Source organism: Paenibacillus sp. J22R232, assembly GCF_056269165.1.
The window spans coordinates 81,331-106,220 of record NZ_JBWDNK010000014.1 but is presented as its reverse complement, the minus strand read 5'-3'; the positions used below and the strand labels follow the sequence as shown (position 1 = coordinate 106,220).

Here is a 24,890-nt window from a genome sequence, read left to right as displayed (position 1 = left end):
CACCTCTTCTTCTTAATGTTCGTTAGCCGGCAGCACTGTTACGTTCACTTGATTCGGGCGGTATACGGACAATAGCTCTCCGCTCTTGTTCACCGCGAATAATACGGAACGTTCCTTCTCTAGCACGAATGCATAGCGAACCCCCGTTGCAGGGTCCTCCACTTCGATTTCGACATCCAAGCTGAACTCGGAAACGAAAGTAAGCAGCGCTCCTTCTTGGAAGTTCAGCTTGCGGCCATATACGCCTGGGAAGTTGCCGCCTTTCAACCAGTTCAGTTCTTCTCTGCAGCCTGAGGACTGAAGCGCATATTGGTAGATCGCCGAAATCGGCTCAATGCGATCATTCAGCTCTACGGGAAGTGGGCACCACAGTATTCGTCCCTTGCCATGCGGCAGCTCGACAAGCTGATCGGCTTCGGCATTCTCCGTATGAAGGCGTGCTTCCTTCCACACTTCCGCAATTTTGCGGCTGCCATAAGATACCGGCAGCAATCGATTGCCGATATGGAGCAGCTCCTCGCGGCGCACATTGACAAGCTCGCGTGCCCCAAACAGCTCCGAGTGCCGCTCGACTGGACGCCAATAAGCATCCAAGCTGGTTGGACCCGTCAGCAGCAAAGTCGCACCTGTACGTTCAATGTATGCTAGCAGCTGATCGAATGCAGCATCGTCCATATTATGCGCGCTTGGCACGATGACGAGCTTAACCGGCGTTGCTTCCAGCTCATCCAAGTGATATTCGCCTACTCCGCGGAATGACTTATTCAGCTCATATGCGAGCACCCGGGTCGCTTTCGTCGTTGCGTCGAAAGCCAGCTTGCGATTGGAGAAATCATTCGAGTACGGGAAGACTACGACCGTGTCTTCAAGCTCGCGCCCTTGGAACAAATCGCTGATTTCCGCCATGAACGAACCGAAATCATAGGAAACATCGGCCTCCGGCTTTTCCGTTCCGTCTGCCCGAAGCGCGCCGATATGCGATTCATTCGCATTATCCATATAATAATTGGTATTCCATATCCATTGCACTGCGCCTGCCCCGCCTGTCGCAAAGGCGTAAGCGTACTTGCGCTCAAGGATGCTGCGGAGCTCCTCCTCCGAGCGCTTGGCGCGGCCATCCGGCGTTTCGACGTACATAATGCCGGTTTCCTGCACGAGATTAGGCTTATCCGCTGTCTTGGCAAAGATGCTGTCCCATACTAGATGGTCATTGAGCCACCACGAATGCACGGTCGTATAATCCACGACTTCGCCGTAGAAGAACGGGGATGGACGCTGCGCTCCGAGTGCTTCATCCTGTCCAACCGTTACCAAGTGGTCCGGACATTCTTCTTTGATCGTCTTGTACAGCTCCGCTGCCCAGCGATTGTGCATATCCATGGAGAACAGCACGTAATCGAGCCAACGCGTACCCTTCTTGCCTTGATGCATATCCTGAACGTCGAAATTGATTTCCTCCGGCTCGGGCGGGACCGCCGACTCAAAGCTTGGCAGCTGGTCCGGCGTCATGTTCCACAGCTTCTGCAGCCGATCAACTGACCCATGGCGCTCTTCCAGCCAACCCGCGAAAGCGGCCTTCTCGAAAGGATCGCGAGCCGATCTTGGACCATCCGAGAATATGCGCGGCGGATCGAACATAGAAGGCTCATTGATCAGATCCCAATCCACATGCTTCGACTGCTTATGGCGGGTAATAATAGAGCGGATAAAGCGTTTCTGGGCTTCAACGCTCCGCGGATCAAGGTAGGGGTTCTGCCCTTCCCACGTTTCCGGCGTAAACGAGAAGAACGTAAACGTGACCTGCAGATCATGGCGCTTCGCAGTCAACAGGAACGCATCGATCGAGCGAAGCGCCTCCTCCGAAGCATGTCCGTCTACTTGCATTACATTCCGATAAGCCGTCCATATGCCGGTTCTGATCCAGTTGATGCCCGCTTTGCGCATCTGGGCCATATCCCGGTCCCATACGGAAGCGTTCGGCAGAAACAAAAACTTGCGCGCAACGTCGGAGGTCATATAAGTCATGCCGACAACCGGCATCGGACGGCCGTCTTTTATGAAATAATCGCGCTCGCAAGTGACGGGGCTGCCCCCTTTGAGCAGCTCCGAGTCAAAGCCCCAAAAGCCTTGGCGGAGTAACCGAACTTCGCCCGTGGACGATTCGGCTTTGCATTCTACGTTGTAATAGCCGCTCTCAACGGTAAGCTCTACCGGCAATCGCTTGATGGCCTGGCTGCCGGTCGCATCAATCCGCAGTTGGGTTGTCCAGCGCTGCTCAGGCATACGGTCATGCTGAACCTTAATCGAGAAGCTCCAGCTGGGGCTTGCAGCCGTTTGAACCGCATGGCGGCCAAGCTGCTGTACCTGAAGCGTTAGAAGCGCACGCTCGCCTGGCTCATAGGACGCGTAATTGGGTTTAAGCCAAAGCTCGGTTACGCCGGCTTCGCAGAATGCGATCCAGCGTCCAAGCTCGGCAGCTCCTCCCGATTGCCAGAACAGCTCGGTAAGCGGCTGATTGACGAAGAGCCAGCGAGCTCCCGCGAACATGCCTTTCGTGTTCTCCCAGAGCACGACTGGTGCCGCGACTTCTCTTCCCTCCGCCGATATGCCCTTCAGGAGCGGATACAGCTGCGCATCCATTGGTCCTGCAGAGCCCATTTGATGAGGCAAATCACTGCTTTTAGTGACATGGGGCACCATGTTCCATGTGCTTGCAACCTCAAACAGCGGTTCTTTGCCTTCCAGCAGCGGAATATCCCGCATAGCAGACAGCGTTTGGATTGGTGCTGCGCTTACAGGCAGCATTTCATGGATGTGAAGCTCGCGATGGTACGCCGTTTGCTCATTCTCTGCTATCCAGCTGCCGTCTTCGGCACGGATGACAGGGTGCTTGAACGGCGCCCCTCCGATACTGATCAAGCCGCCTCCGCGTTTTAGAAACGCCAATATTTCTCCCCATGCTTCCTTTGGAAAATACGGCGCATGCAGATTGACGAAGCTGCCTCCCTCTGCCGCTTGCAGCGCTCTGGCTAAGCCCGAAGCGCGGACGACGTTGCCAAGCTTCAGCAATTGCCCTTCTGTACCTTCGCTAAGCTTTTCAGCCAGCGGAAAGGAAGAATCGTAGAAAATAACCGTGTTCATGCTCATAGAAGCTCATCCTTCATCGCCTTGTAGACGAGCTGCGCGAAGAGGCTGTTCGACCAAGCGAACCATTTGCGCGTGAATACGGTCGGATCGTCGGCGTGAAAGCCTTCATGCATATAGCCGGTATCGCCGTCTGTAGCTTCCAGCATCGCGATTAAAGCAAGCTTTTCTTCGTTGCCGATTGCTGTAATCCCTTGCATCGACAACGCCATATGCCAGATATAGCCTGGAGGCGTATGCGGGCTTCCGATTCCCTTTGCCGCGCTTCCTTCGTAATAGAACGGGTTGCTCTTGCTCAGCGCAAAGTTTCTCGTATTCTGGTAGATCGCATCATCGGCAGTCGTATAGCCGAGGTAAGGAATGGACATCAAGCCGGGCGTACCCGCATCGTCCATTAGGCAATAGTTGCCGAATCCATCCGTCTCGTAGGCATAGATCGGACCAAATTCAGGATGCTGGTAAATGCCGTACAGCTGAATGCCGTGGTCCACGTCGTCTTCAAGCTTCTTAAGTTCCTTAACGAAGTCCATATCGCGGAATACCCATTCTGCGATATCTCTCATCTGGCGCAGCGCAACTACGGCGAACATGTTCGCCGGCACGTTGTAATGGAAATCACAAGCGTCGTCGCTCGAGCGGAAGCCCGACCAAATCATGCCCGTATAATTGATAGGCATGCCTAGTCCGTCATTGCGGAGCGAATCGGTAGGAATGCCGTTATCCCGCACAAAACGGTAAGGCGATTGCTCGAAATGGCGCTGCTCGGTTTTCCACAGCTTCACGATGCTGCGCATCGCTGCTTTGAAGCCGGAATCAAAAATATCCGTTAGCTCGGTTTCCTTCCAGTACGCATGGGCAAGTCGGATGGAGAAGCAAATCGAATCCAGCTCGAACTTGCGCTCCCATACCCATGGCGACATATCCGTCTCGTCCGTTGTGTTCCAGTGCCAATCGTTATCGATTTCATTGAATGCATTCGCATAGGGATCGATTTGGATATAAGCCATATGGCGCTTTACCAAGCCGCCGATGATGCGCTGCAAATCCTTGTCCTCTTTCGCGAGGGGAACGTAATGAATAACCTGCTCTACGGAGTCGCGCAGCCACATGGCAGGAATATCTCCCGTAATGACAAAGGTCGTACCGTCATCCATCAGCTTCGTGGTTGTTTCCAATGTATTCGGGAAGCAGTTCTTGAACAGCTGAAGCAGCTTCGGACGATGCGCAAGCTTCTCCTCTGCCTCTTTCAGCACGTCTTGTACTGCCTGCGGCAGCGTAAGCTCCGGCATCGGTATTTTGGGTAAACGGAATTGTTCCATATTGGTTATGCTCCTTTAGAGAGGGATTCGTAATTATTCCTTAACGGCACCAACCGTCAAGCCTTGAATGAAATAACGCTGGAAGAACGGATAAGCGAACACGATCGGGCCCGTTGCGAGCACGACCATCGCCATGCGCGACGTATCCTGCGGCATCGATTGCAAAACGCCCATGCTGAGCGACGCATTTTGCGAGTTTTGCATAATGAATTGCATGCTATTTTCAATCCGCATCAGCATCGACTGAAGGGGCACTAAATTCGGCGTGTTAATGTACAGCAGCGCGTTGAACCAATCGTTCCAGTAGCCTAGCGTGCTGAACAAGGCAATCGTAGCAAGGCCGGGCAGCGATAAAGGCAGCACCAGCTTGAAGAAAATTCCGAACTCTCCGGCTCCGTCGATTTTTCCGGATTCGATAATCGCGTCAGGCACCATGGTCGAGAAAAACGTACGAAGGATCATAATATAAAACGCGTTGACCGCTAGCGGCAGGATAAGCGCCCAGATGGAATCCTTAAGCCCGAGCAGCTGCGTAACGATAATATAGGTCGGCACGAGGCCGCCGTTGAACAGCATAGTGAAGAAGGCGAAAAAAGCGAAGAAATTACGGTATTTAAAACTGTGGCGCGAAATCGCGTAAGCGAATAGCGCCGTAAAGACGACACCGATAACCGTACCGATAAGCGTAACCGCAATCGTCACCCCGTAAGAGCGAAGAAGCTGGTCCCCTGCCTTAAATAAATAGGTGTACGCCTCCACGCTCCATTTTTCCGGAAACAGCTGATAGCCGTTTTTCGCTAGCGTAGACTCATCCGTGAACGAGATGACCGTAACGAACAAAAAAGGAAATACGCAGAGCAGTGCAAAAATTCCGGCTACGGCATGAAAAGCTATATTCCAAACCGGTGTCAGTCTATGAAAATCGCGGCCTTTCGTCGTTTGTGCGGACACAACGGTTTCCTCCCTTCGCAATGCGAGCATATCAGGCCATCAGGCCCGCATATTTAGAACAGCGCATTGTCTTTATTGAATTTGCGTACGATACCATTTGATGTAATGACAAGGATAAAGCCGATGAGCGATTGATATAGGCCGGCGGCCGTACTCATCCCGATCTCGCCTGTCGATTTAAGCCCGCGGTACACATAGGTGTCGATAACGTTCGTCACGCTGTATAGCGTTCCCGAATCACGAGGGACTTGATAGAACAGACCGAAATCCGCATAGAAAATTTTCCCGATGGCAAGCAGCGTCAATATGGTAATGAGCGGCGTCAGCATAGGAATCGTAATGTTCCGGATCTGCTGCCATTTGTTCGCGCCGTCGATCATAGCGGCCTCATAAAGCGATTTATCGATACCCATGATGGCTGCCAAATAAATAACGCTGTTATAGCCGACCGATTTCCACAAAAAGACGACGACGATAATAATCGGCCAATAGGTAGGGTCCGAGTACCAGTTCATCGGATCAATGCCGAACCAGCCTGCTACTTGGTTAACGACGCCGCGATCCAGGCTTAGGAAGCTGAATACGAAATAACCGACGATAACCCATGATAGGAAATAAGGCAGGAACATGCCTGTCTGATAAACCTTCGCTAGCCGCTTATTCGTAATCTCCGCGAGCATAATCGCCATTGCAACGGCAATTACCAGTCCGAGGACGATGAAGAAGATGTTGTAAACGACCGTATTTCGCGTAATGATGTAAGCGTCATTCGTACTGAATAGGAATTTAAAGTTTTGCAAGCCAACCCATTTGCTTTCAATGATGCTTGCCAGGAATCCGTCACGGCTGTAGCGGTACTCCTTGAATGCGATAACCATCCCCGCCATCGGCAGGTAGGAGAAAAAGATGAACCATAATGTCGCTGGCAGAACCATGATCAGCATTGCCGCATTTTTGTTAATATTTTTGAAAAATCGCCCAAAGGCTCCCATGTGATCACCTCTCTGCTGTCAGATTAATGAGAGAAGGTATGAATCGGATGCCAAGCATCCGCCTCATACCTTCCCCCCTTGATTACTTGTTCGCGGCTCTCCACTCGTCAAGTTGACGCTGCGCTTCAGCCATAATTTTATCAAGGCCGGCTGCTTTGAATTTCTCGTTTGCACGAGCAAGGTAGGTTTCCGGATCAACGGTACCCGTCATAAGAGCTGCCCAATATTCTTCTTTTACGTTGTTCACGGAAGCGATCTCCGTCGTTACCTTCGAAGTATCGAAGTTGAAGCCTAGAAGCGGAGCTTGCACGCCAGCATCGTTAAACTTCTTGAACTCTTCCCATTTGTTCGTTGGGTCAGTCGTGTTCAAGTATGTCAGCATGACGTTTCCTAGCGAGAACGTAGGCATATCGTAGTTTTTCGACTCATCCAGGTTTTCCATCACGTTGTCGCTAGCTTTCTTGTAGTGAACGCCTTCGATTCCGGAATCAACCATGTTGCGAAGTACGGGATCCGTATTCAGCAGGTTAAGGAATTCCATCGCTTTCTCCGGGTATTTGGAGTTAGCCGAGATCGCTTGCATAGAGCCCATTACGGACCAGTTGTAGATAAGCGCATCGCTTGCAGGCGTAGATACGACAGGGTAGCCGTAGCTTGCAGACCAAAGGTTGTCAGCGAAAGGCTGCGATGTCGCGCGGTCCGCGAACCATTTGCCAGTCGTTTGCACGTCTGTCATCGAATCCATTGTTGCGGCTTCAGTTGGAATGTAGCCTGCTTTATAATATTTGTGCATCGTGTTCAGGATTTGCTTCATTTCCGGCGTGTCCAGCACGTTTACGATTTTGTAATCGGTTGTGTCCAGCGATACGGCCATTGGAAGCTTCTCGATGACATAGTCGTATGGCACGTAAGGCATTTGGTTTTTGTCAACGGCGAACGGATAAACGTCCGGCTCGTTTTCTTTGATTGTTTTGAGCAGCGGCTCTAGGCTTTCAAGCGTGTACACTTTCGAAGTGTCCAGCTTGTATTTGTCGACGAACTGCTTGTTGAAGCGCCATACCTCTTGGGCAGGAAGCTCTTTGTTAGCCGGGATGCCGTAGTTGTGGCCATCGATCTTGGAGCCTTCAAGGAATGCAGGATCAAGCGTATCGATGATGCCTTGTCCATGCTCTTTCAGCAAATCGTCGACTTGCATGAAAGCGCCTTTTCTTGCGCTTTGAACGTAATCGAATGCCCATGAAGACGTAAACATAATGTCTACCGCTTCACCGGAGGCCGTCATCACTTGAAGCTTCTGGGAATAATCGCCCCAGTCGATCATGTTCATTTTGATCGTAACGCCGATTTTCTCAGCCGTATATTTGCTTACTTCCGCCATAACTTTGTCAACGTCTTTCTGCGGCGTACCGATTGTGTACCAGATCAGTTCAACCGGCTTCTCGGCAGTGCCTTCCGAGCCTTCGTTTTTACCGCCTCCGCAGGCGCTTAGCACGATTGACATGACCAGCAGCAGCGAAAGTGCCATTGTAAAGCTTTTTGTCTTTCTACCCATTTTGTAAATCCTCCCCGTATTGTGTTTCGAAGCAGAATCATGATGTATAAGCATACGCTTACTTTAGTCCCAGCCCTCTTCTCGTCCTGCGATAAAAGGCCTAATCTAAAAATAACGGATGTAACGATTTTCAAATAGGCAACAAACTAAAGGTATGCTGTACAAATTAAAGAAAAAAGGACAGCTCCGCCTTGCGTTAGAGCAGTCCTTTATAATCGGTCGGTGAAATCCCTACGTATTTCTTAAACTGCTTGTAGAAATAACCGGTCTCCCAGTAGCCCACCTGCAACGCGATTTCCTGTACCTTTAATTGCGTTTCCTTCAGCATTTCCTTCGCTTTGCCAATCCGGTATTTATTGATGTATTCGGTAAAGGTCTCATTCGTCTCCTTCTGAAACAAATGCCCGAGATAGACGGGATGTATGTTGTACTGCTGGCTCAAAGATTTCAAAGACAGCGCCTGCGCGTAATTTTCATGCACGTAGCCGAGCAGCAGCTGTATGATAGGGCTCTTCACATCGCGCATTAACGAATCGACTGTTAACGTCGCAGCCTCCTTGACGACGGCAGCCAAGCCTTCAATCGTTTCGGCCTGCATGACTTGCGCGAAGCCCGCCTTGTAGAGCTCAGGCTGATCCGCTTGCTTGATTTCTTTGAGCTCCATCTTGAAGCGAATCATCATCTCGATCGCCATGCTCTGAATATAGGCCGGCGTTACGCCTTCCAACAGTTGGTAGCGTTCGAATTCTTCGTCGATTGCCGCGTGAAGCTGCTCAAGCTCCTTCGCTTTGATCAGCTTGGAGAAATCGCTCCAATCCAGCGGCTGAGCCGTCGTATTCTCGATGCCGCCCCGCTGTGAAAGCTCCGCGTAATCGACGATTGCCGGTTCGTCCAGCAGCAAGAAGTACTCCTGCGCCTTTTTGGCATGGGCATAGCTTTGCGGCGCTCCATCTCCCATCTCCTGCACGCTTCCAAGCGAGATACGCAGCGGATTGGGCTCCAGCCGTTTTTGCATGCTGCCGAGCACGTCCATCGCTTTCGCTTTTCCCGCTTCAGGCTCGTCAATCAGGAACACGATAACGAGGTCGCCGTCAATGTCGACGAATGGCAGCATAGTCTTGTCCAGTACCGCAAGCCGCTGGGCAGCTTCATAGGAAGGTTCGAATTGGCTTTCTGTCCGAAGCACCGCGGTGACAAGGTAAGGCGCATCAAGCCTGATGTCCAGCATATCCGTGCGCTCGTTCAGCTCGTTCGGCGCAATCCGCCCCGTTAACCAGCGATATAAAATATTATCCCTCAAAATCCGAATATCATAATCGCTGAACAAACGATCCGGCCGAATCGTATTCAGCTTATCGATCGTATTGGCCAGCGTCTCCTGAAGCTCATCGATGTTAATCGGCTTAAGCAAATAATTCTCGACGCCAAGCTTCAAGCCGGATTTGATATAATCGAAGTCATTAAATCCGCTTAAGATGATCACTTTAAGATCTGGACGGAACTGTCTCGCCTCGCGGATCAAGGTCAAGCCGTCCATGATCGGCATGGAAATGTCCGTGAGCAAAATATCCGGCGCCGATTCCTTGAGCGCTTCGAGCGCGTCCTGCCCATTCTCCGCCGAGCCGACGATCTCTAAGCCGAATGCCGACCAATCGATAATATCGTACAAGCCTTCAATAATGAACGGTTCGTCGTCTACCACAAATACCCTATACATGCTGCATGTCCTCCGTGTTGGGAAATTCAAGCGTCACGATCGTGCCAACGCCAGGCGTACTCGTAATTTCAAGACCGTAATCCGCGCCATACAGCAGCTTCAGCCGTTCATGGACACTTCGCAGGCCGAAGGATTCACCGGTCTCCTCTACCGCATCAAGCGACTGCCGAATCGCGTCCAGCCTGCCTGCTTCTATCCCGCTGCCATTGTCGTCCGCCTGAATGCGAATCCTTCCTTCGACTTGAGAGATGCTGATGCGAATATGGTTATCCGGCCTACGCGGATCGAGCCCATGAACGACGTAATTCTCGATGATTGGCTGCAGCGCCATTCGCATAATCCGCCTGTTTTCCAGTCCTTGCTCGCAAGTAATTTCGTAGGACAGCTTGTCCTTGTAACGTATGCGGAATAGCTCCAAATAAAGGCGCGAGGTCTCAAGCTCATCCTTCAGCGTATTTTCGCCTTTCGGCTGCACGAAGCTTTTGAACAATACCGACAAGCTGTAGATCATCTCCCCAACATCCTTTGCGCCTTGCGAGACTGCCCGCATGCGGATCACCTCAAGTGTGTTGTACAGGAAATGGGGATTGACCCTAGCCTGCAGAGCGGCCAGCTCCGTATGCTTTTGCTTGATTTCCGCCTTGTAGACGCTATCGATATGACGGGAAAGCTCATCAAGCATGTCGTTGAAGCTGCGCGAGATTTGACCGAGCTCATCCTCCTTCTCGTCTTGGATGCGCGCGGACAAATCACCGTTCTCCACCTTGCGCATGAACCGAATGATCTTATTGGTGCGCTTCGCGAAATTAGTGACGACCAGCACCGGAACAAGCAGTACCATAACGATGCAGATCGCGCTTATCAAAATAATCGTGCGCTTCAGCCCTTCATATGCAGCTGCCACCTCTGCTTTTGGCGCTACGCCCACGACGAGATAACCAGCTTGGTTTTGCGTCAGCGTCGTTACGTAAGACTCCTGCTCAAGCATCGCGGTATTGTATAAGGAGTCGATTTGATCCGTGTAGGGATATCTCGCGCCGTAATACGTATCAGAGGAGTCGAACAACACCTCTCCCGCCGGACCGAGCACAACGATGTAGCCCTTTAACTGCTCCTTATAGCTGTCCAGCGCGTTCTTAATCCGATCTGAGTTGAAATAGACAAGCAGCTGCCCCAGATTTTTCAGCGTATTCTTATCCGTGACCGGCACTCGCATCGCGTATAGCTTCGGATCCTGCTGGCCGATTGCATGGCGGACCCATGCGTTCGGAACCGACACCATTGCATTCTCGAGCGCCATCGCGTCAGGGATATACGAATGCGCGGCATTGGTCGAAACCAGCTTCGTCACATGCCCCTGTTTGTAGGCAAACAGGAACTGCCTCTCTGAGCTGTAGAGCATTAAGTTCTCTATATCGGGATCGCCATCCAGCTTGTTCTCGAAATAATCGAGCCCTTTCGGCAAATCAATATTCGTATCGTCGGCATATTGATCCAGCTGATAATTCATGTAATCCTCAAAGGGATGCTGCAGGAAATAAGCAAGATGGAGCGATAAGGATTCATTGCGGTATACGTCCAGCATCGTGGACTGCACCGAATCATATTTGCGGGTCATGTAGCTGTTCACGCTCTCCATTGCCTTTTTCTGATTTTCAAGCTCATTGCGCACGATCGATTCCGACATGACATTGAACATAAAATAGGAAAAGGTAACGATGGTCACCGTCGTGATGAGTGCAAACAGCAATATCATCTTCATAAAGAGATTATTTTTGACATAGTTGTCGTACAAGCTTTTTGCTTTCAAAATAAGCTCCTTTCACGTGTCTGGCCCCAAAGGCCTGCAAGAACAACACGATATGCGCTACAACGTTTAATAATACTTCACTATGTTTTGCGGACACAAGTGCCAGGCTCCATGCGGGGTGGTTGAATGACGTAGCAGCATGGGCATATAATGTGGAGGTGAGGCAAACCGAAGGATTGGGGATGAAAGTATGACACTTGGCAAAATGATTCGAAATATTTCCATCGGTCTTATCTTAGGTATTCTTGCAATTGGACTGCTTCCGTTTCTGGTCATTTTCAGCTGGGCTGAGATGCAGAGCCTAATCGAATTCGAAACCTCGCCGTTATTTATGATGCTTGGCCGTTTTATTGGACGCAAGCCCTCAAAGGATGAACCGGCCGCGCCGGAGCAGCAGGAAGTGAATCACTGACGGACGCTTTCCGTCTTGCCGTTCGGAATGAACGGGATAAGGGGAGGCGATCAGCCAGCCTCGGCCTCGGCCGCCTCCCTTGTCTTTCTTTCTCGCATAAAAAAGCCTTGTATAGTAAAATGAGCAGATGGAACACTATACGATTATGAGGTGCTCGAATGTCCATTAGTTTCACGACTTCCATTATAAGCCGTCTAAAAAGAGAAATCGCCGATCTTCAAAAGCAAAGCGCCAATGATAAGACCAAGAGGGACAAAGCGCTTGCCAAAATAAAGCAATTGCAAAAAAGCAGCAAGCTGAGCTCTTCGCCGAGCGATCTTAGCAGCAAGCTGACACAAATAACGAAGCTTACCGAGGAAGCGGCTCGCTTAGACGCTTCTCAAGCCGCGGCAGCCAAGCAGCTTGCGGCAAAGAATGCCGAGCTCCGGCAGCAGCTTGCCAAGGAACAGCAGAAGGAAACCCAAGAGTAGCTTCTTGAATGGAAAACGACCTATCGCCCGCTCATGGGAGCCTGCGATAGGTCGTTTTCCATTCCTTCAAGAAGCTATGCCTTACGTCTTGAGTCCCTCAAATATGGCATCAAGCAGCCGATGCGTCTCATCGCAGCTGTATTCCCAGAACATGACGCCGCCGAGCTCCTTGGCTTTCACGTAATCGCATTTATGCCGCAGCGATTGCTCATCCTCATAGGAGATGAAGCTCGTTCCGTTGAACAGGTACGGCGCCTTCGCTTCGTCATCCCAGTGTCGCACGTAGCCGTTCTTATCGATATATTCCGCTGCAAGAGCCGTGAAATCGGGACCGTATCCGCCGGTTCCGCCTGCCATTTGATGAAGCCCATTGGCATGGCCGGGTACGCCCTGCCACATCCGGGAATAAAAGGCGGCGCCAATGACGAGTTTCTCCTTCGGCACGCCTGCCCGAATGAACAAGCGAACAGAGGCGTCTACGCTGATTCTGAACAAATCGCCTGTTGGCGTAAACAAATTCGTATGGTGGCCCGTAAGAATTTGGAACCCGCCGCGCATGTCATAGGTCATGAGCTGAACGTAATCCAAGTACTGCTGGGCCTGATCCATCTCCGTCCCGTCGACGTAATATTGATCAGCGCCGGCAGCAATCGTAAGCAGGTAATGCCGCCCGTCATTCGCTCCTTTATGGTCCAACGCTTCACGGATTGCCTTCAGCAGCAAAGTGAAATTGGTTTTATCAGCCGGGCTGGACGCAATGCCTGCCTCGCCGTAGCAAGGATATTCCCAGTCGAGGTCAATGCCGTCGAATGGCAGCTCCGCCAGTACGCGGATCGCCGAGTCAGCCATGCGCGCTCTTCCCTCCACGGTCGCCGCCGCTTCAGAGAATCCCCCTGCACTCCAACCGCCAACGGACAACAGCAGGGTAAGCTCAGGATGCTCCTGCTTAATCGCTCCGAGAGTATCCTTATGCTGCACATGCTCCGTTGTAATTTCGTCGCCGCGCACATGGCCGAAGGCCACATTCAGATGGGTTAGCTTCATCAGGTCTTCCCTGGTCATATCAGGCAGCTTCGAATCGGCGACATAGCCTGCCACGATGTATTTCCTCTTTGCCATCACGTATCGCTCCGTTTCGTTTGTAGTCGGAAGAGGCTAGTTAACGTTCGCAGCGCTTCTTTCCCGATTCCGATATTGTAGCCGGATGCCGTATATCGGATTTGAGCCTCGTTATCCAGCACGAAGAGATGCGGGAAACCCGCTTCGCTTGCCGGCGGCTGGCTTATGAAGCCCGGCAATGACGAGTAAGAGGAGGCGCGAACGAATTGCACGCATGACGGGAGGCCTTTATAGCTCTCCGGATCGAATGTCGAGGTCCATTCAGAATCGCCGACGACGAGAATAATCGGTGCTTCAAGCTCTTCCAATGGCCCTGTCAACTCGCCGATTTCACGGATCAAATGTTTGGTTGGCTCCCTTTCAGGCTCCAGCCACGCAACAATGGCACCATTCATGCCAATGAGCTCTCTTAGCGGTTTACCTATGGTTCCATCAGGCAGATTGAACGCTTCGCTTTGGTTCAACGTCCCAAGCAGGGGAAGCTCGAGCGTCGCCTCCCGGAAGGTAAGCGGAATAACCGTCTCCTCCCCGGCATGGACCGAGAAATACGTAAATCTAGCGTGAACGGTTCCATCCTTCAGACGAATGCCTGTCGTTAATCGGTACGCGCCTGCTTCCACCTCAGATGCTTCATCGTATACATCCGTTTTCCCGTGAGGATAAACCAATGTTTTGTAAATACCGTTCTCCAGCCTCGCGATTGTGAAATTCTCAGAATACGCGGCGGCAGGCGCAACGTCGTCCGGCTCACTGTTTCGAATTAGCTGCAGGCTGCCGACAGCCTTCTGGCCCAAAAGGGCTCCGTTAGCTATTAGGGCATCCCGCCAGCCCTCGTTTGCCATATATTGCGGCTTTTGCTCGCTTGGGTGGAGGCGCCCCGGTATGCCCAAGCTGCGGCAGATCGCAACGAATAGGATTGCAATTGAAACGTGGTCCCCGACCTTAAGCTCAAAGGTACCTACCGGATTTCCCTTGCCCTTGAGGTTCGGGAAGTCCTCCCATATCCTCCATTCCGCTTCTAAGCTGCGGGCAAGCTTCGCGGGATTCTCGCGGAATAACCCGATTTCCTCTCCCGTAAAGCGTTCTTGGAAGAACCGCCGATAAGGCACGATCATTTCATGCAGTACGCGCGGACGAAGCACATAGCTGATGAAAACGTCTTCCGCAAGCTCTCCTCGCTGCGTTAATGAGCCGATCAAATGATCGTCGAGAGTAGGGCCGAACGTATCGACAAGGTCCTTTTCATTCAAGCTCTCCAGCAAGCGAAGCGGCCATTCCCCGTGCTCGGCGGCGTGCTTCCGCAGAAAAGCGGCAATCACCCGGCTATTGCCGCGCGCTTTGCGAAGCATCTCCCATACCCGCTCGGAGGGAAGCCCTTCCTCCTCGGCCAGCTCCCGCGCTTCCTCTTCGCATAGAAAGGATCGTTCGTAGCTGCTTCTGAGTCTCGTTCCTTCATCAAGACGGAGATTATGGCGCTGAACGGCATCGTCAGGAAGCGGGCAGGCTGATTCGCCGCCGCGTTCCGGAGGAGGCACCATGTCAAGATCGATGCTCCCGGCCGGCTGCATCGTTTCATTCATAACCAGCCCGATGCGGTCGCCGTCCGTTACCGCTATCTTCTTCTCGCCCCAGCTTCCGTCCTTAACGGCACGGATCAGCAATTCGCCAAAGCCCGTCTTGAACGAAGCCTCGCCCTGCCCGTTCGCCCGGAGCACCGCAATCGGGTAAAATTCGGCCATATTGTACAGCTCGAAATAAACATATGCGCCTCCAACGGGCAAACCCTGCCCGTCTGTGACATGGACGTTTATCGTACGCGTCGGTGCATAGCCCTCAAGCAAATTGATTTCCGTGAACCACTCATCCCTCAGCGTAATGTCTTCAGGTCCTGGATAGTCGGCGAAGATCCGCGTATTAATAAGCATCGCGCGCCGAGCAGGCGGGCTGAACCAGCCTTGGTCCAGCCGCGCTTCCGGTTCGCAGGCGCCGATGTAATGCCAGCTGCCGTCAGCCCAGGCTTCAACCCAAGCGTGATTGTCGTCACAATGCGCCCAGCGAGGCGTGTAGACCTGGCGGGCAGGAATGCCTATGCTGCGCAGGGCGGCAACCGCAAGCGTCGATTCTTCTCCGCAGCGGCCCCGCGCATTGCGGATCATCGTCAGCGGCGAGACGGTACGCAGGTCGCTCCCGATATAATTCGCCTTCTCATGGCACCAATAATTCGTCTCCAGAATCGCATCCGCCATGGACAAATTCGCTGTGCGATCCGCCAATGCGCTATAAAGAATCCCGCGGGAATCCTCTATATTCTCCGTATTCACGCGGTAAGGCAGCACAAAGTGCAGGAAAAGCTGGTCGGGAACACGGTTTCCCCATGGCACCTGCTTCCGAATCGCCAACGTTCGGCGCACATGGCTGAGAAATAAAGCACCGTCATAGTCAGCCATGTCGTTCACGGGCATATAGGCGAACAAATATTTGAGCGCCCATGCTTCCTCCTCGGTCAGCTTCATCTGAAAAATCGTGAACAGCTCATTCGCCCTTGCCGCGGCAAGCTGCTGCTTCTCCTGAAATTTCCGCTCAATCCGCTCCATTTCATCTTGGCTCAATGAAAAAACAGAGGTCTGCTGCGTCATATGTATTCACTCCTCCCATAGCTTTCCGTCTTCTCTAATACAGAAGCGGGACTTCCCGTCTGCTGACGGCGCCGAGATCTGAAACAGGGAGCTTGTCGTCTCAATGGTAGGCACAATGCTCCAATGCTCATTCTGTTTCAATAAATCTTCCAATTGATTAGCAAATGCGCCATGACTGGCGAAATAATTGCGTTCACGGTAATAAAGCTTGCGCAGCTCCCACTTGCTTCGTTCATCCTGCGGCAGCACGAACGAATTCGGTCCGTCTTCACCAGCGAACACGACATAACCCCATAGCTCTGGATAATGCATATTAACGAGACCCATAGGAGACCAAACCCAGTTATCCTCCGGGAAAGGCTTACCCGAATCCGGGTTAATCACTTTCTTGTATTGTCCGTCCCGCTCCTCTGCCCGCCATTCGACGCGCGAGAAATTAACGCGCCAGAACTGCCCTTCAGCAGGCGCCTTGGTATCCTTCGCGCATTCGCGCAGGCTGCTCCATGGCATTGCCGCCTCGATGCTCCACATGCGATTCGCCGCGCCAGGCCGGTTCAATTCCCCGTCGATATGCACCGCCGTCAGCAGCCCGCTTATATCCCAGCCGTTCACCGGAGGCCCGCCATCGCGGTAAGGCTTTACGAGCAGCAGATCCCATACGGTGTTTAGCGCATTGATTTCGAACTCATAATAATGATGGGAATCACCATCCGGATCAATGAATATTTCAAAGTCATTATCGTAGAATATGACCGAATCGCGTTCCGTCAGCGTTGCCCATATTTGGTCTTCGATTAATTCCGCGCCGAAATAAAAATAATCATCGTCCCATAGCATTTTTACGCGTGTCTGCTTGGCTGGCCTTGGACGGCTGTCACCCTCGATATCAACGAAATCCTCCGTCCACTCTGCCGCTGACCAGAACGGCTTATCCAACCGGCCGTCAAGAGCAAGCTTCTCCGTTGCTCTCCGGCAAATATAATGCTTGGGCGCATATTCTATATTCGGCTCAGGCACTTGTCCTGCATGCATGCTATCTCCTCCGATTCTATCTGCTAGTTATGCTAGTTATGCTAGTTATGCTAGTTATGCTAGTTATGCTAGTTATGCTAGTTATGCTAGTTATGCTAGTTATGGGTAACGACCGCTCCTGATCCGCCGTACATTTCCAGCTCTCCGTCCAGCTCCAGCTTGAGCACAGTCACCTGCTTATGGGTGTCGTCCGCTGTCAAATGAATCCATGTGGTTCCGGGGATATTAAACCACGGAACCCCGCCATGAACCACATGCGTCAGCTCCTTGCCCGAATGAAGCACCGTTATCTTTTTAACCTTGTTGCAAAGCCCCTTCAGGCATACATTCTCCTTCGGGTCATCGTATACGAAAAGATAGAGCGTCTTTCTATCCTTCGCGATCGTACTGCCGCCCAAATAATAACGGGTCATAATGCCTTCTTCCGTTCCGAATACCGCTTCCTCATGCGCTCGAATCCACTCGCCTAATCCGAGCAAAATATCCTCTTGCCGCTTATCGATCGTCCCATCCTCCTTGGGCCCGATGTCGAGCAGCATATTGCCGCCCAAGGTAATGCAGTCGCAGAACATGCGGATAATCTGATTCAGCGATTTATAGTTGTTGTCGTCCGGGACGTAGCCCCACGAGCCGTTAATCGTCGTACAGAACTCCCATGGCCCTTCCGGCCGCGTGATCGGAATGCCCTGCTCCGGCGTTTTGTAATCCCCATGACCCTGAAGCCGCGAGTTAATGATGATATCGGGGTTGAACGATTGGAGATATTGCTTGAATTCGGGCAAATGCCATTGATCGGCGCTGCGTTCCCAATCCCCGTCGAACCAGAGCAGGTCAACCTTTCCGTAGTTCGTTAGAATCTCCCGCAGCTGGTCGTTGTTGAACTGCAGAAACTTCTGCCATTTCCCTTCATCCTGGATGCCGTCAACCGGGCTTGAAAAGGGGTTCACTTGGCTCAAGTCCTCCGGCGCTTTTCCTCCTTCGAATACGCTCGGATAGTCGGCATGCGACCAGTCGATCAACGAATAATACATGCCCAGCCGGATGCCTCTTTTCGTTATGGCCTCCGCATATTCCTTAATCAGGTCCCGCTTCGCCGGCGTCTTTTTCACAACGTTCAAGTCGCTGTATTCCGTATCCCACAGCGCTACGCCATCATGGTGCTTCGTCGTAAGCACGGCGTACCGGGCCCCGGACTGCGCGATAAGATCTGCCCATTTCTCCGCATCGAAGCTGGAGGCCGTAAATCCGTCCAGCTGCTTCATGTAATCCTCGTATTTCATTTTCCCATTGTAGAAGGACCATGACTCTGCGACCCCATCCACCGCATAAATGCCGTAATGAATAAATATACCTAGCTTCGCTTCCTTAAACCACTCTTCCATCGCTCACAGCTCCTTTTCCTTATAGCATTCGGAAACATGCGCGATCGGCGCATGACCGGCATGCTTGTTGCCCGGCAACTGAACCATCAATCCGTTACCGATACGGTCCCCCGCTCTTATCACTGTGATGTCAGGCTTCAAGCCATGCATGCGTCAATCTCTCTCGCGGCTCTATGTCCAAATTGTAAATTTGTTGATATAGTAAGAAGCAATGAAATGGCTTAGTAGATAACAGGAGGCAGAATCGATGAAACGAAACTACTTCAAATCCAAACTGTTTATGAAATATATATGGTCCTACTTGTTCATATTACTAATCCCTTTAATTCTAATGACCGTCTTCATCTATCAAAACGCAGTCACGAATCTCCGCTCCGAAATCGAACAATCCCGTCTCGGCCAATTAACGCAAACCAAAGTAATCATAGACGGTAGAATGAAAGAGCTCGGAGAGATTGCATCCCGCATCTCCTATGATAAGAGGCTGACGCCCTTCCGCGTTCACGACGCCTACTACAGCGGCGAAGCGATCGAGGCGCTGGACCAATACAAAGCGACGAGCTCGATCATTGGCGAATTGTTCCTGTATTTCCACAAGGACGAGAAAATTTATTCGGCCAAAGGATTATCCGACTTCGACGTATTCGCCAGCGGCTTCAGCTTCAGCAGCTGGAGCAATGAAGCGGTCGTGCAGGACCTGAATGACATAAAATTCCCGACGGTGCGTCCGGCCGATACGGTCATTCGCAACGCCAACATGAAGGAGTCCATGCTCGCCTATCTCGTTCCGATTACGCCGTACAGTCCGAATCCCCATGGGACGATCATGTATTTGATCAAGGAATCCGAGCTGACAAGCTTAATCGATTCCGTTCTCGGCAATTATCAGGGCCTTACCTATATTCTAGATAACAAAGGCCAAATTCTCGTCGACAACCGGCAGGGCGAAGCTCTGACGAATGCAGAGGCGAAGTCGCTCTTCGGTCTTTCATCCGGCATCCATGACAAAATTCTTAACGGCAAGCCGCACTCGATCGTATCCGTGACGTCGGAGAACAACGGCTGGACGTATGTGACCGTCATGCCCAGCTCGCAATTCTTCAGCAGCGTCGTGCATGTTCGCAGCTTCATCGTTCTCTTATTCATCATCGTTGTGCTTGTCGGCGCCGCCATCGCGCTCGTGCTGGCCCGTATGCAATACCAGCCGATTTCTACGCTTGTCGAGTTCGCCAATTCCAAATCCAAGCCTAAGCTAGAGATGGACAAATCGGCAGGCAGCGGAAACGAGCTTGACCGGATTCGAACGGCGCTGCAGGAGTACAGCTCCCGCATCGATCTGCAAGAGCCTTATGCGCGCAACCATTTCCTGTCCATGCTCCTCAAATACGGCAACGCCCAAAGCCTTGCGCCTGAGCTGCAGGAAGCCTTTGATCTTCATTTCGACCGCGGCTGCCACTTTGTCATGGTCATCGGTTGGAGCGAGATGGAGGATGAACGCCAGGAACGGCAAGAGCTGATCGAGCTGCTTGCCCAGATCGAATTCCCGGAGCTGGCTGCCCATGCCTACGGGGTAGAGCTTCCGCAGCTGGATCAAATCGCACTCATTATCAGCTTCAGCCATAGCGAGCCGGAGCAGCCCTTCGCAGCCGTTCGCCACATTGTCGAAGCTGTACGGTGCAGCATGCTGGAAACGTTCGACGTTACGCCTACCATTGCCGTCGGTACCTGCTATGCAAGCCCGAACCAATTGAACCAATCCTTTATCGAAGCCTGCTCCGCGTTCGAGCTGCGTGCAGCTAACGGTCACGGTACCGTGACGTACTTCGAGAACCTGCTGCATACGCCGGACCACACGTTCTGGATACCGAACAATACGCTGCTGAAGCTTTCTCAAAGCCTGAAGCTGGGAAGCTACGATGTCGCGGCGCAGATCATCAGCCCGTCTATCCGCAGCCTGCAAACATCCGAGCTGTCCGCATTGCTGAAGCGCTGCATTTGCTTTGATGTTCTCAATACGATGCTCAAAACCGCGTCGGAGCTTGGCATTCCGCATTTGACTCACGACATGGCGCCGAATATGATTTACAGCCACTCCCTGGACGAGCTGGAGAATGGCCTGCTTCAGCTTGCCTCCCGTATTTGCAAGCAGGTGGAGCGCATCAACAAGAAGGAAGAGCAGTCGCAGATCGATAAGATCGTTGCCTACATCGACGACCGCTACGCGGACCATACGCTTAGCCTGGAGTCGATCGCCTTCGAATTCGCCATATCGCCATCCCATGTCAGCCGGTCGTTCAAAGAGAAGATGGGCCTCAACTTCATTCAATACATTTGGCAAAAGAGAATGGATGAAGTGATGCGCCATTTGAAAACGTCTAACGCTCCGCTGAAAGAAATCATCGTACAGGTCGGTTATCTGGACACGCCTAACTTTATCCGGAAATTCAAGAAGGAAACCGGATACACTCCTGGCCAATACCGCAAGCTTTACGGAGAGAACAGTCAAGCCCTGCCTGCTTCTGAGCTGGATGACGATGAATAGGCGATAGGCAAACACCCGGTCACGGATAAGCATGACCGGGTGCTGCTCGTTTCCTGTTTCATGCACGGTTCGGCTTATCGCTTATGGCCTATCTGTCATATGCGCTTTGATAAAGTTCGGCAATTCGGTCCCCGCCCATTTTTTTAATTTGAGCCAAGTAAGTATCCCAATTCGCCAGTGACTCCTGTCCTGTTACAAACTTCGCTTCCATCTGCTTCACATACGTGTTCAAATCCGATAACAAAGCGGATGCCTCAGTTTGCTCCTCATTCGTCAAATAGACGTTAGGGTACGGTGATTTGGCAATAGGTGTCAGCTTCTCGGCGTTTTGCTTATCAATCCATAAATCGAACCCGCTGCGCAGTCCCAAAGTAAGCTCGCTCGAATTCATTCCTGGCGTAAGAATGCCGTAGTTCGGCGTAATTTTCCCGCGGTACTCTTCACGGTCGCCGCCGCCCGGAACCGGAAGCCATTCCTTCTCGTGCGTTGCTTTGTCTTTATATTTCCAAAGCAGGTCCTCTGGACCTTGGTTGAACAATGTCGCGCCTTCATAGCTGTACAAATAATCGACCCAGCGCATCGTCGCCTCAGGAGCCGGATTGCTGCTCGTGATCGCGAAGGTGCCGTTCGCTGAAATGCCGGGATGCTTGCCGTATACCGGAGATCCCGCGATCTCGCTTTGTACGGGCGTCATTAACGGATTGTCCTCGCTTGGCTCGCCGCCTAGCGTAAAGTAAGGGAAATAGTCATTGAACACGGCAACCTGATTGTTTTTGCCTTTTGCTTTCTTCTGCTCGTCCGTTTGCGAGAACGTCTCATGGTCAAGAAGCTCTTCTTTCCACAGTCGGTTCAAGAAGGTTAAGTAGCCCTTATAGCCTTCTTCCTGCGGCGTATAATGTACCTTGCCATCCTTATCCGCATAGACGACCTCGTCATAGATCCCCCAGAAGCCGAGGAAATACATCCGCAGATCATCCAGCTTAACGGAGGTGAGCGGAATTTCATCCTGTTTCCCGTTTCCATTCGCGTCTTCATCCTTCACGCGCTTAAGGTAGGCATATAGCTCTTCGGTCGTCTTAGGCTCCGCTGCTCCGAGCGTTTTCAAGAACTTGCCGTTGTACCACATCGGACCGCGGTACCATACAGCCGCTAGATCGATATTCGGCAGCGCGTAGATATGCCCGTCCGGCGTAGTGAACGACTTGCGGATGTCGGGATGGTCGTCAAAAATCTTTTTGATATTCGGCGCGTAGCCTCCGTCAATATATTTCTCAAGAGGAATAAGGACGCCTTGGGAGCCGTATGTGACCTGCTCTGCCGGTTTGAGGTCAGCCGCATAGAACATGTCCGGCAAATCGCCGCTTGCAAACACCAGGTTTTTCTTGGTCGCGAAGCTGTCCAAAGGGGCATTCTGGAACTGCAGCTTTATGCCTGTCAGCTTCTCCATCTCTTGCAGCACGGGCATTTGGCTCCAGTCCGCAACGCCGACATCCTGAGACATCATCTTGAGCGTAGTCGGCTCGCTAACAATCGGGAAACCTTCCTTGCTGACTCCTTCTGCCTCGCTGGATGTCGATGTTTCGCTGCCGGCATTGCTGCCATTGGTTGACCCTTCATTGTTCGGCGAGCCGCAAGCAGTCAATGCGGAGATGAGCAGCGTGACGCACAATAATAGCGATGATGCCTTATGTACCTTTTTCATCCAAAATCCCTCTCCCTTATCTGATCATTTATGAGCAAAATCAGCCCTTTACGGAGCCAATCATGACACCTTGCACAAAGTAACGTTGAAGAAACGGATACACAGCGATGATCGGTGCCGTCGCTACGATAATGACGGAATATTTGACCAAAGCGGCAATCTCGGCCTTGCTGTTAAGCGCCGAGGCCGTTGACGCGTCTATCGCGCCCCCGCCCTGCGCCGACATCTCCTGCAGGACAAGAATTTGGCGGAGGACAAGCTGCAGCGGATATTTGGCGGCATCATTCAAGTAGATCAGTGCCGAGAAATAGCTGTTCCAGTTGCCAACGCCATAGAACAGTGCCATTACCGCAATAATCGGCATCGATAACGGCAGAATGATTTTCATAAACAGCCTTATATTGCTGCAGCCGTCGATTTGCGCAGCTTCCTGCAGCTCCTTCGGGATCGAAGACTGGAAGAACGTACGGGCTACGATGATGTTCCATATGGAGGCTGCCGACGGAATGACGATCGCCCAGATCGTATTGACCATGCCAAGCTCCTTAATGAGCAAATAGCTTGGCACGAGGCCGCCACCGAAGAACATGGTGACCATGAACATGCCCATAAAGAAGTTGCGCCCTGCAAAATCTTTGCGGCTTAGCGCATAGGCGGCCGGCAGCGTCACAAACAGGTTAATGGCCGTTCCCACTACCGTGTACAAAATCGTATTTCCATATCCTGTCCAAATGCTCTTGTTTTGGAATACCCGCTCATACCCTTCGAATGTAATGCCTTTGGGCAATAGCCACATTTCGCCTGAGCCGACCAGCTTGGGATCGCTTATTGAAGCGCTGATCATATAAATGACGGGGTAAGCTACAATAATAAACGCCAACAGCACGTAAATATAGTTGAACGCGAGAAACAGTTTATCTTTTCCGGTTTCTTTCACAGCTGAAATCATCAGCCGCACCTCCTTCTTCTACCACAAGCTGTTTTCATTGGTACGCCTTACGATCTGATTCGCAACCACGAGAATAATGGCATTAATAACCGAATTGAATAAGCCAATTGCCGTGGAAAAGCTGTACTGCGCATCTACAAGTCCCGATCGGTACACAAATGTCGAGATCACGTCGGAGGCTTCCATGTTCAATGAATTTTGCAGCAATAGAATCTTTTCAAACCCTACTCCTAGCAGGCTTCCCATATTGAGGATCAATAAAATGGTCATCGTAGGGACGATTGTCGGAATGTTGATATGAATGACCCGCTGGAACCGGGAGGCCCCGTCGATAATCGCGGCTTCATGCAAGCCTGGATCAACGCCTGACAGCGCTGCCAAATAAATGATCGTTCCCCAGCCCGCGCTTTGCCAAACGCCTGAGAGCACATACATCGTCTTGAACCACTTCGGGTCCGTCAAGAAATCGGGTGAGTCGAAGCCGAGCCATTCGATTACATTCGTAACCATCCCGGTTGAGGGAGATAGAAACGTAATGATCATGCCCGCCATTACAACGACCGAAATAAAATGCGGCGCGTATGTCACCGTCTGAGCGAGCTTTTTAAAGTAGCCGCCCTTCAGCTCATTGAAAGCAAGTGCCAGAATAATCGGTATCGGGAAACCGACAGCAAGTTCATATAGGCTAATGCTCAATGTGTTCCATAACAAGTCCCAAAAGTAATAGGAATTAAAAAACCGGATAAAATGATCGAACCCCACCCATGGACTTCCCATGATCCCCTTTGTCGGGATAAAGTTTTTGAATGCGATTTGTATGCCGTACATCGGCCCGTAAGAGAAGATGAGGAAGTAGAAAAATGCGGGTGCAATGAAGAGATACAGCTGCCAGTTCTGAAGCGCTTGTCTCCATCGTCTATTCTTCGCCTGCCCGGGTTCCAATTGCATACTTCCTGTTGCGATTCTTTTCGCCTGCTGCACAGGGTTCACTCCTTTCGGTTTCGTTATGGCTGCGCGAGCTTCGTGATCCTCGTTCGGATTTCCCCGTTGCTCTCGCTTACCCTTACAACGATAGCCTAGAAATTAAAATATCGTAAATATGTCATTTTTAGTTTTGCCTGCAATCGCGCACTATTATGAGAAAGCGGTTACTGCGCCGCA

General features: G+C 51.7%; 18 protein-coding genes. 3 read left to right on the top strand and 15 right to left on the bottom strand.

From position 1 onward, the window contains the following. Positions 1-12: 12 nt before the first annotated feature. From AC0YN3_RS27220 to AC0YN3_RS27190, 7 genes are all read right to left on the bottom strand, one after another. Positions 13-3,147: a beta-galactosidase gene (locus tag AC0YN3_RS27220; protein WP_475778050.1), complete on the bottom strand. Its 3,135-nt coding sequence runs from the start codon at positions 3,145-3,147 to the stop codon at positions 13-15. After that, positions 3,144-4,463 carry a glycoside hydrolase family 125 protein gene (locus AC0YN3_RS27215; RefSeq protein ID WP_475778049.1) on the bottom strand — a complete coding sequence of 440 codons (1,320 nt, stop codon included), beginning with the start codon at positions 4,461-4,463 and terminating at the stop codon, positions 3,144-3,146. Before AC0YN3_RS27215 ends, AC0YN3_RS27220 begins: the two co-directional genes overlap by 4 nt. 33 nt (positions 4,464-4,496) lie before the next feature. Beyond that, positions 4,497-5,444, bottom strand: a complete 948-nt coding sequence (locus tag AC0YN3_RS27210) for a carbohydrate ABC transporter permease (RefSeq protein WP_183562536.1) — start codon at positions 5,442-5,444, stop codon at positions 4,497-4,499. Positions 5,445-5,467: 23 nt separating this feature from the next. After that, on the bottom strand, positions 5,468-6,406 hold the full coding sequence (locus AC0YN3_RS27205) for an ABC transporter permease (RefSeq protein ID WP_475778048.1): 939 nt from the start codon (positions 6,404-6,406) through the stop codon (positions 5,468-5,470). 82 nt (positions 6,407-6,488) lie between these two features. Further along, on the bottom strand, positions 6,489-7,958 hold the full coding sequence (locus tag AC0YN3_RS27200) for an ABC transporter substrate-binding protein (protein ID WP_475778047.1): 1,470 nt from the start codon (positions 7,956-7,958) through the stop codon (positions 6,489-6,491). A gap of 196 nt (positions 7,959-8,154) precedes the next feature. Further along, positions 8,155-9,675 carry a response regulator gene (locus AC0YN3_RS27195; protein ID WP_475778046.1) on the bottom strand — a complete coding sequence of 507 codons (1,521 nt, stop codon included), beginning with the start codon at positions 9,673-9,675 and terminating at the stop codon, positions 8,155-8,157. Beyond that, positions 9,668-11,485, bottom strand: coding sequence for a sensor histidine kinase (locus AC0YN3_RS27190; protein ID WP_475778045.1), 1,818 nt, complete (start codon positions 11,483-11,485; stop codon positions 9,668-9,670). Before AC0YN3_RS27190 ends, AC0YN3_RS27195 begins: the two co-directional genes overlap by 8 nt. A gap of 190 nt (positions 11,486-11,675) precedes the next feature. Between AC0YN3_RS27190 and AC0YN3_RS27185 the strand changes: the two genes are divergently transcribed. Both AC0YN3_RS27185 and AC0YN3_RS27180 read left to right on the top strand, forming a co-directional pair. Beyond that, the gene (locus AC0YN3_RS27185) at positions 11,676-11,897 is read left to right on the top strand and encodes a hypothetical protein (protein WP_475778044.1); all 222 of its coding nucleotides are present in this window, start codon (positions 11,676-11,678) and stop codon (positions 11,895-11,897) included. Between the two features lie 158 nt (positions 11,898-12,055). Continuing rightward, positions 12,056-12,367, top strand: coding sequence for a hypothetical protein (locus tag AC0YN3_RS27180; RefSeq protein ID WP_475778043.1), 312 nt, complete (start codon positions 12,056-12,058; stop codon positions 12,365-12,367). An 81-nt stretch (positions 12,368-12,448) separates the two neighbouring features. Here the strand turns inward: AC0YN3_RS27180 and AC0YN3_RS27175 are convergent, their stop codons facing one another. The 5 genes from AC0YN3_RS27175 to AC0YN3_RS27155 form a co-directional block, all read right to left on the bottom strand. Then, the gene (locus tag AC0YN3_RS27175; protein WP_475778042.1) at positions 12,449-13,486 is read right to left on the bottom strand and encodes a glycoside hydrolase family 18 protein; all 1,038 of its coding nucleotides are present in this window, start codon (positions 13,484-13,486) and stop codon (positions 12,449-12,451) included. Continuing rightward, complete coding sequence (locus AC0YN3_RS27170) at positions 13,486-16,122, bottom strand: transglutaminase-like domain-containing protein (protein ID WP_475778041.1); 2,637 nt, start codon at positions 16,120-16,122, stop codon at positions 13,486-13,488. The genes AC0YN3_RS27175 and AC0YN3_RS27170 overlap by 1 nt, the downstream gene beginning before the upstream one ends. 6 nt (positions 16,123-16,128) lie before the next feature. Next, positions 16,129-17,154 (bottom strand): carbohydrate-binding family 9-like protein, encoded by a 1,026-nt coding sequence (locus AC0YN3_RS27165; RefSeq protein WP_475778040.1) that lies wholly within the window; start codon positions 17,152-17,154, stop codon positions 16,129-16,131. 95 nt (positions 17,155-17,249) lie between these two features. Next, entirely contained in the window at positions 17,250-18,536 is a 1,287-nt protein-coding gene (locus tag AC0YN3_RS27160) for an alpha-L-fucosidase (RefSeq protein WP_475778039.1), read from the bottom strand. A gap of 3 nt (positions 18,537-18,539) precedes the next feature. Then, complete coding sequence (locus AC0YN3_RS27155) at positions 18,540-18,686, bottom strand: S1 domain-containing protein (protein ID WP_475778038.1); 147 nt, start codon at positions 18,684-18,686, stop codon at positions 18,540-18,542. A gap of 97 nt (positions 18,687-18,783) precedes the next feature. On the opposite strand from AC0YN3_RS27155, the gene AC0YN3_RS27150 reads away from it, so the two are divergent. Beyond that, the gene (locus tag AC0YN3_RS27150) at positions 18,784-21,078 is read left to right on the top strand and encodes a helix-turn-helix domain-containing protein (protein WP_475778037.1); all 2,295 of its coding nucleotides are present in this window, start codon (positions 18,784-18,786) and stop codon (positions 21,076-21,078) included. Between the two features lie 88 nt (positions 21,079-21,166). Here the strand turns inward: AC0YN3_RS27150 and AC0YN3_RS27145 are convergent, their stop codons facing one another. From AC0YN3_RS27145 to AC0YN3_RS27135, 3 genes are read right to left on the bottom strand one after another with little or no spacing between them, the layout of a single operon-like run. Next, positions 21,167-22,780: an extracellular solute-binding protein gene (locus AC0YN3_RS27145; protein WP_475778036.1), complete on the bottom strand. Its 1,614-nt coding sequence runs from the start codon at positions 22,778-22,780 to the stop codon at positions 21,167-21,169. 40 nt (positions 22,781-22,820) lie between these two features. After that, positions 22,821-23,729 (bottom strand): carbohydrate ABC transporter permease, encoded by a 909-nt coding sequence (locus tag AC0YN3_RS27140; protein ID WP_475778035.1) that lies wholly within the window; start codon positions 23,727-23,729, stop codon positions 22,821-22,823. An 18-nt stretch (positions 23,730-23,747) separates the two neighbouring features. Beyond that, positions 23,748-24,677, bottom strand: a complete 930-nt coding sequence (locus AC0YN3_RS27135; RefSeq protein WP_475778096.1) for an ABC transporter permease — start codon at positions 24,675-24,677, stop codon at positions 23,748-23,750. Positions 24,678-24,890: the final 213 nt, after the last annotated feature.